Origin of the sequence: Acinetobacter rudis, assembly GCF_000829675.1 — a bacterium.
GTDB lineage: Bacteria > Pseudomonadota > Gammaproteobacteria > Pseudomonadales > Moraxellaceae > Acinetobacter > Acinetobacter rudis.
In genome coordinates this window covers 1-7,731 of the sequence record NZ_BBRX01000104.1, presented here as the reverse complement: position 1 = coordinate 7,731, position 7,731 = coordinate 1, and the positions used below count along the sequence as shown (strand labels likewise).

Below are 7,731 nucleotides of genomic sequence, written 5' to 3'. Positions count from 1 at the left end.
ATGGATAAGTTGATATTGTTGTAGTGCGCCAATGTCGATGCCATTCTCTTGATAAAGAGTTGCGCTATGATCTTGGATACCGATCACTTTGGCGCCAGCTTGAGCAAATAAAAAGGCTGCTTCACTACCTACATTGCCAAAACCCTGAACACAAACTTTTGCTTGTGTGATATCTAATTGAATTTTCTTGGCAATCTCTGTACCTGTAATAAAGACTCCACGGCCAGTTGCTTTGGATCGACCTAATGATCCCCCCAGATGAACGGGTTTGCCCGTGACCACTCCTGTGACTGTCGTACCTGCGTTCATCGAATAGGTATCCATCATCCATGCCATGACTTGAGCATTGGTTCCTACATCAGGGGCAGGAATATCTTTTTGTGGTCCAATCACATTATTAATTTCGGCAGTATAGCGACGGGTCAGGCGCTCTAACTCACGTTCAGATAATGCTGATGGATCGACACGAACACCACCTTTCGCACCGCCAAAGGGCAGATCTATAGCTGCACATTTGATGGTCATCCAAGCAGATAAGGCCATAACTTCATTTAAATCTACACATGGATGATAACGAACACCGCCTTTACCAGGACCTCGAGTCAGACTGTGTTGTACTCGAAATCCTTCAAAATGTTGAATTGTGCCATCATCCATTTCTACTGGCACATTCACGATAAGTGCACGTTTCGGACGTTTCAAGGTATCGAGCTGGTCGATTAATTCACCTAAATATGGAGCTACCCGATCCAATTGGCTTAAATAGTTATTCCATGCAGATTGGTGTTGATGTACATATGAGAGCTGATTCATAGCGCAACCTAATTAATCATTGTGATTTAAATATTTTGAAATCAAATGCTTTAGTTAAATAAAATATATTTATTTTTGATGGTTAATGAATACCTGTTTCTACTTTTGCTGTATTTAAAATAGCTAAGTACTAGATTTAAATGTTTTCCATGTTAGATATATAAATATATTTAATTTAAGTTAATATAAAACCATGAGATAAAAATAATGTTATCGCTATTATTAATTGAATAAAAATTAAAAGCATCTAAACAAAATTAAAATATTTATGAAAAGAAGTTGTGGGGGTATTCCCTTTTTTCGCTTGTTAAAAAAAGCCATGCTAAAGATACTCAGGTGATCGTTTAAAAGTAATCAATATACTGAGCTGTTTCTTTGTTAAAGCAGAAGTAAAAAGAAATGGTATGTAGGAAATACGGCAGGTGGGGATGCACCAGTCTTCGATAAGTTGTTGTGATTATCTAGGAACAAAGGGATTTTAATGGGCAATATTTCACACGAGTCGTCAAAGTTAAGCGCGAGTTTATCAAATCGCCAAGTCACCATGATCACGATTGGCGGAATGATTGGGGCAGGACTATTTATTGGTTCAGCTTCAGCGATACAAGTTGCAGGGCCTGCAATCTTAATTTCCTATGCATTAACAGGAATATTGGTTTTTCTCGTTATGCGTATGCTGGGAGAAATGGCGGTATTACAGCCAGATTCAGGATCATTCTCTACTTATGCTGCAAATGCTATTGGCCCTTGGGCAGGGTTTAGTATCGGTTGGTTGTACTGGTGGTTTTGGGTGCTAATTATCCCTGTTGAAGCAATCGCAGGTGCCAATATTCTACATCATTATTTACCCTCGTTGCCCTCATGGGCTTATGCCGTTGGCATCATGTTCTTTCTAACGATGAGTAATTTATTAAATGTGAAGAACTTTGGCGAGTTTGAGTATTGGTTTGCCATGATTAAAGTCGTGGCTATTATTGCTTTTATTCTCATTGGGTTAGCGGCTGTGTTTGGCTTTTGGCCATTGGCAGAGGTGAGTGGTGTTTCGCACCTTTATACACATGGTGGCTTTATGCCGAATGGCTTTGGTGCGGTATTTTCAGGTATTTTAGTCACTATATTTTCTTTCTTTGGATCTGAGGTTGTCTCAATTGCAGCTGCTGAATCCAAAAATCCACAAGAGCAGATTCGTAAAGCAACTAATCTAGTCATTTATCGAATTGCACTATTTTATTTGGTGTCTATATTTCTGGTGGTGGCATTGGTGGACTGGAGTGCACCTGGTCTTACAGAAATGGGAACATTTCAATATGTATTACATATTCTTAATGTCCCAGGAACTAGATTAATTATTGATTTTGTTGTTTTCATTGCAGTTTGTAGTTGTATGAATACAGGCATTTATATTGCTTCACGTATGCTGTTTTCTCTCGGAGTTCGTAAAGATGCACCACGATTAGTGATGAAGCTGACTCCAAGTGGTGTGCCTAAAATTGCAGTACTGGCTTCAAGCGCAGCAGGTTTTGCAGGGTGTTATGCAAACTATGCATTCCCCGGACAAGTATTTGGATTTTTACTTTCTTCTACTGGAGCAATAGCGTTAATGGTCTATTTAGTCATTGCTATTTCTCAACTCAGAATGCGGTATAACATGCAAAGAAGAGGCGTGGTTCTAGATTTTAAAATGTGGTTATTTCCTTGGTTAACTTGGGCGGTAATCGTTGTAATCGCATCAGTTCTCGGCTACATGTTCTTTTCACCAGAATACCGTTATGAAACCTACTTTTCAGCAAGTATTACTCTCTTGGTTGTGATAATAAGTAAATTTGTTACTCGAAAAAGAAATACGGCAGATTTATATTTAAAAGATAAAACAGTAAATTAATAATATATATTCTTATTGTTTAAAAACGTCATTCACTGGCGTTTTTTTGTTTTTATGCTTTGGGGTGGATAAAAAAGAATTGGACTATTCTAAAAACTCTTATGCTTTTAAATGTCTGGTGATTTACATTTTATTATGTGGGTGTAAATATTTATTTTGATCAATCATTATGATTAAAGGGAATTTATGATTAATAATACAAATGATTCAAAACTAAAACATGCATTATCCAATAGACAAGTTTCCATGATTACTCTAGGGGGAATTGTTGGTGCTGGCTTATTTGTCGTATCTGCGACAGCTTTAAATACCATTGGACCCGCTATTTTACTGTCTTATGCACTGACAGGCATCATGGTTTTGTTTGTGATGCGCATGTTAGGTGAAATGGCGATTCGAAAACCAGATTCTGGTGCATTTTCAACTTATGCAAGTGATTCTTTAGGTCATTGGGCGGGATTTACGATTGGCTGGCTGTATTGGTGGTTCTGGGTGTTGGTTGTTGCCTTTGAATCGATTTTGGGCGCCAATATTTTTCATCATTATTTTCCTGAAATTCCAGCGTGGCTATTTGCTGTGATTTCGATTGTTCTATTTGCCTGTACTAACTTAATGGATGTACGAAAATTCGGTGAATTTGAGTTTTGGTTCGCACTACTTAAAGTGATCGCCATTGTTGGGTTTTGTCTATTTTGTATTTTAGCGCTGTTCGGTTTTTGGCCATTGGCTGAGCAAAAAAATATCAGTGGTTTAAGTAATATGCTTAATCATGGTGGATTTATGCCCTATGGTTATGGCTCTATCCTGACTGGCATGATGATTTCCATGTTTACCTTTTTTGGGGTGGAAATGTTATCTATTTTGGCAGCCGAAGCAAAAAATCCACAAGTACAAATTAAAAAGGCGTGCAATTTAGTGATTGCTCGAATTGCACTTTTCTACATTGTTTCGATTTTCTTAGTGCTTTGTATCGTGCCTTGGAATGATCCTGGTCTCAATGAGATGGGCACTTTTCAGTATGTTCTTTATAAGCTCAATGTACCGGGCTCTCGTTTAGTTATGGATCTGATTGTCTTTGTTGCTGTGACCAGCGTTTTAAACTCAGGTCTTTATACCGCTTCGAGGATGTTATTTTCTTTAAGTCAGCGTGGTGATGCTCCCCAAGTTTTAGCTAGAGTTTCAAACAACGGTGTACCTCGATATGCAGTTCTTGCCTGTACAGTTGTTGCAGTATCCGCTGTTGCTATCAATTATTGCTTTCCTGAGCAAGTCTTTATGGTGCTGTTATCTACGATGAACGCAATTGGACTGCTGGTTTATCTGGTGATCGCTTTTTCTCAATTGGTGTCTCGTTCTCGTTTAGAGAAGCAAGGGATCAAACTCGATTTTAAAATGTGGCTTTTCCCGTGGTTAACTTATTTCATCATTGCCGTCATGTTAAGCGTATTGGGCTATATGTTCTTCTCTGAACAACACCGCTACGAAACAGTGGTCACGCTTAGTCTTGCTGGATTCATTTTGTTGATGAGTTTTTTACGAAAAAATAAAGTTCGTCAACCTGTCGTATTTTCTTCTTCATTGGCCGATAAATAAAAGGATTTTAAAATGATTAAACTGACTCATGTACAAGCTAAGCAGTTATGTAATCAAGTCTTAGTAAAAGCAGGATATAGCGATATTCATGCACAAGCCATTGAAGAGGTACTGATGCAGGCACAGCTCGATGACTGCCACTCCCATGGTTTATATCGGCTGTTGAACTGCGTAACATCGCTTAAAAAGGGTAAGGTTTCAGCTGATTTACTTCCTATCGTGCATGATATCAGTGCGTCTGTATTAAAAGTAGATGCGCAAAATGCGATGGCGCCACTGGCTATTCAAACAGCCATACCTCAATTGGTCGAGAAAGCCAATACACAAGGTATTGCTTTGTTGGCCTTAAACAACTGTGTTCATACCACTGCGCTGTGGTACGAAGTTGAACTTTTAGTCAATGCTGGTCTAGTTGGATTGGTATGCACTTCAAATCATGCTTGGGTAGTACCTGAAGGTGGTTGTATCCCTTTGTTTGGAACTAATCCGATGGCCTTTGGTTGGCCTAGACCCCATGGTGAAAATCCATTTATTTTTGATTTTTCAACCACGGCTATGGCGCGTGGAGACATAGAGCTACACCGTAAAAATGGTCAAACATTGCCAGATGGTTGTGGTGTTGATGCTCAAGGTCAGCCAACAAATGATCCTGAAGTCATTTTGGATGCAGGCGCGATGAAAACCTTTGGTGCACATAAAGGATCTGCATTGGCTGCGATGATTGAATTACTCGCTGGCCCACTCATTGGTGATGTGTTGAGTATAGAGTCTCAGAAAATCGATGCGGGTGCAGGGGGCTCACCTTTGGGCGGTGAGTTTATTTTAGCGATCTCACCAGAAAAATTATTAGGCTCTCAATCACAGTATTATTTAAACAGTGCAGAACAACTTTTTAAAGGTTATGAAGAACAGCAAATTCGTATGCCATCAGCACGGCGCTATAAAGCTCGCGCAGAAAATCTCGCTTCAGGCTCTATAAACATCAATGAAATTGTCTATCAAGATTTGCTTGAATACCTCAGAACTTAAGGCATTAATTGGATCAATAAAAATCAATCGGCCACTGCTGAGTAAAGCAGTGTGCCTAAGGATCGTATTATGCATATTTTGATTTCAGGTGCTGGGGTGATCGGGATAATTACGGTGTATTACCTTTCTAAAGTGAGTTTGGTTTCAGGCAAGACTTAAGATATTAGCACTCATTTAGCCAGATATTTGTATTTACTATAAATTTTATAGCACTGCTGCTTGGGAAATTGAGGTTACGACGCTTGTCTGAAATCGAGCAGTTTCATAAAGCAGCTTACTAAGCCACACTTTGTCGATAGACTGGTTGAATACCTATTTTAAAAGACTTTTTTCAAGATTTCACAAGGTATTGTGGTTTACTTCGTAGTCTATATTGCTTATTATCGACTACATGTTCGTTTTACATGTCTAATCGTTAAGTAAGTTTTTATTGTGATAAAACGAGCTTAATTGTCTATCTGGCGTGCTAATGCGCGATCAACTATTTCCGCTTGTTGAGTTTTAGATTGTTGTCCCGTTACGGGGCTTTTTTTATGGATGCTATAACGGATCTCGTTAGAAATTACTCAAAGTATTGTGTAAAAAATCAATCTACATTATTTGTAAGATGATTGGCGCTCATAACGATATTGTATAGAGCGCTGATTTAGCTTAAGGAGTCAATAAATGGCTAAACCAAATATTATTATTTCTTCACAGGATCTACATCGTTTAGAAACGATGTTAGAAAACCAACCTAACTTGACTCCAACGATGCAGCATTTGGAGGATGAATTAGCCCGTGCAGATGTGGTTGAACCACAAGATTTGCCTGCAAATGTTGTCAGTATGAATGCCAAAGTATTGGTCGTGATTGCTCCTGCGACTGAGGCGACTGAAATTACTTTGGTTTATCCGCACGACTTTAAAGGTGAGAAAGGTCAGGTGAATATTGTTGCTCCTGTTGGTGCTGCGATTTTAGGCTTGATGGAAGGTCAGGAAATTGAATGGCCACAACCAGATGGTCATATGATGTGCGTTAAAATTGAAAAGGTACTTTATCAACCTGAGCGTGAAGGTAATTTCCTCTAAATTGCTGAGATAAAGATCCTCAATAGAGAACAGCCCAGTCATTTGACTGGGCTGAATGCATTTAGGGGTAATTGTCCATCATGACATGATGCTACAAGCTTAAAATCCCGAAGTATTGCCTTTGGCTGGGTATTTAAACTGGTGCTCTACCTGCAACTCAAACTTTTGTTTGGCCTCTAAAGGAATCATCCATTGGTTGATATTGGGTTGGTTCTGCCACTGAGTTTGTGTCGGCGTCATACTGTACTTTGATACTGTGCTCAACAGGCTATTTCGACTTTGTGGAGCAGCATCCATAAGGACCAACTTGATTGGATAATTATGCTGATTTTCAATGATGTACTTATATTTTTGCTGTGTTTGTTGTTGAGCATTGGCAAGACTAATTTTTTTATCCATTAAATCTATCTTTTCAACTTTAACTTGTTGATCTACACCAAAGTTAATTTGAGGTTGTTGGGTGGCAAGTAAGTTGAGATTTTGCTGACCAACAAAGTCACCATCACGATATAGTTTAATACTACCTGCTGGCCACTGTTGATTAAAGTTGAGAATCTCCACATTTAACATGGCTTGATCAGACTGTTTCGGAATGACCCAAGTGCTGAGTTCAATTGGATATTGTTCTGTTTTAAGCGGAAGTTGAATTTGCTGTTGACCACTACTGATGGATGTCTTGGTATTTGAGCGAAATTCGGAACTAAAATTGAGTTCTTCTTGGTTAAATTGTGGGAATTGCGGTGCAGCAGGCTCTTCAACATAAACCTCTTCAGCCAATTTAGAACGGCTCATACTGTCATACATAGCAATTGGTGCAGGCATTGGGCGTGGCTGAGGCTGCTGATAATCAACCCACCATGCTTCTGGATTGAGTTGTTGTACATGTGCTGTTGGTTGGCTGGTCGAAAGAGTGAGTTTGACATTATTCCAATCTTCACCAGTTTTTTGCATCAGCATGGCCATACGTGTCAGCGTGAGCTGTTTATTTTTGCTATCAAGTTCAGCTTTATAAATGGGTTGCCAGCGTGCATAGGGCACAACATAACTAATGCTAATCTCACCACTGCTTAAGGTCTGTAGATAAAATTTTAGCTGTCTTTGGTTAAAGTTGTGATCGCCAATACGATTTAAATCAGACTGTAATTCAGATAAGCGCTGTTCTAAATCTTTTTTCTGTTTATTCGCCAGATCAACAGCTACAAAAGCATCATAGGCTTCGCGGCGTACTTTTGAACCTGATCCACGGGTTGAGTTTTCTAAGAAACGATTTTGTAGTTCTGCGGCTTTAATAATGGCATCTTGGCTTGCGATTTGATCACGCAAGGTTTTAATTTGATCTTGTA

6 protein-coding genes are annotated in these 7,731 nt (G+C 39.1%); 4 read left to right on the top strand and 2 right to left on the bottom strand.

What is annotated here, in order from left to right; translation table 11 throughout:
• Positions 1–813 (bottom strand): Glu/Leu/Phe/Val family dehydrogenase (locus Aru01_RS17395; protein ID WP_042111687.1); only part of this gene is annotated, 813 nt, incomplete at its 3' end.
• Between the two features lie 481 nt (positions 814–1,294).
• Between Aru01_RS17395 and Aru01_RS17390 the strand changes: the two genes are divergently transcribed.
• The 4 genes from Aru01_RS17390 (at position 1,295) to rnk (ending at position 6,388) form a co-directional block, all read left to right on the top strand.
• Positions 1,295–2,695, top strand: coding sequence for an amino acid permease (locus Aru01_RS17390; protein ID WP_016655379.1), 1,401 nt, complete (start codon positions 1,295–1,297; stop codon positions 2,693–2,695).
• Positions 2,696–2,884: 189 nt separating this feature from the next.
• Positions 2,885–4,288 (top strand): amino acid permease, encoded by a 1,404-nt coding sequence (locus Aru01_RS17385; protein WP_370736893.1) that lies wholly within the window; start codon positions 2,885–2,887, stop codon positions 4,286–4,288.
• Between the two features lie 12 nt (positions 4,289–4,300).
• Entirely contained in the window at positions 4,301–5,317 is a 1,017-nt protein-coding gene (locus Aru01_RS17380; RefSeq protein ID WP_016655381.1) for an Ldh family oxidoreductase, read from the top strand.
• Between the two features lie 666 nt (positions 5,318–5,983).
• Positions 5,984–6,388, top strand: a complete 405-nt coding sequence (gene rnk / locus Aru01_RS17375; protein WP_016655382.1) for a nucleoside diphosphate kinase regulator — start codon at positions 5,984–5,986, stop codon at positions 6,386–6,388.
• A gap of 99 nt (positions 6,389–6,487) precedes the next feature.
• On the opposite strand, the gene Aru01_RS17370 is transcribed toward rnk, so the two are convergent.
• A partial coding sequence (locus tag Aru01_RS17370; RefSeq protein ID WP_042111685.1) for a DUF4139 domain-containing protein occupies positions 6,488–7,731 on the bottom strand: 1,244 nt, incomplete at its 5' end.

Coding starts and splice junctions, on each gene's coding strand:
- Aru01_RS17390 (WP_016655379.1), top strand. CDS start 1,295: ATGGGCAATATTTCACACGAGTCGTCAAAGTTAAGCGCGAGTTTATCA.
- Aru01_RS17380 (WP_016655381.1), top strand. CDS start 4,301: ATGATTAAACTGACTCATGTACAAGCTAAGCAGTTATGTAATCAAGTC.
- rnk (WP_016655382.1), top strand. CDS start 5,984: ATGGCTAAACCAAATATTATTATTTCTTCACAGGATCTACATCGTTTA.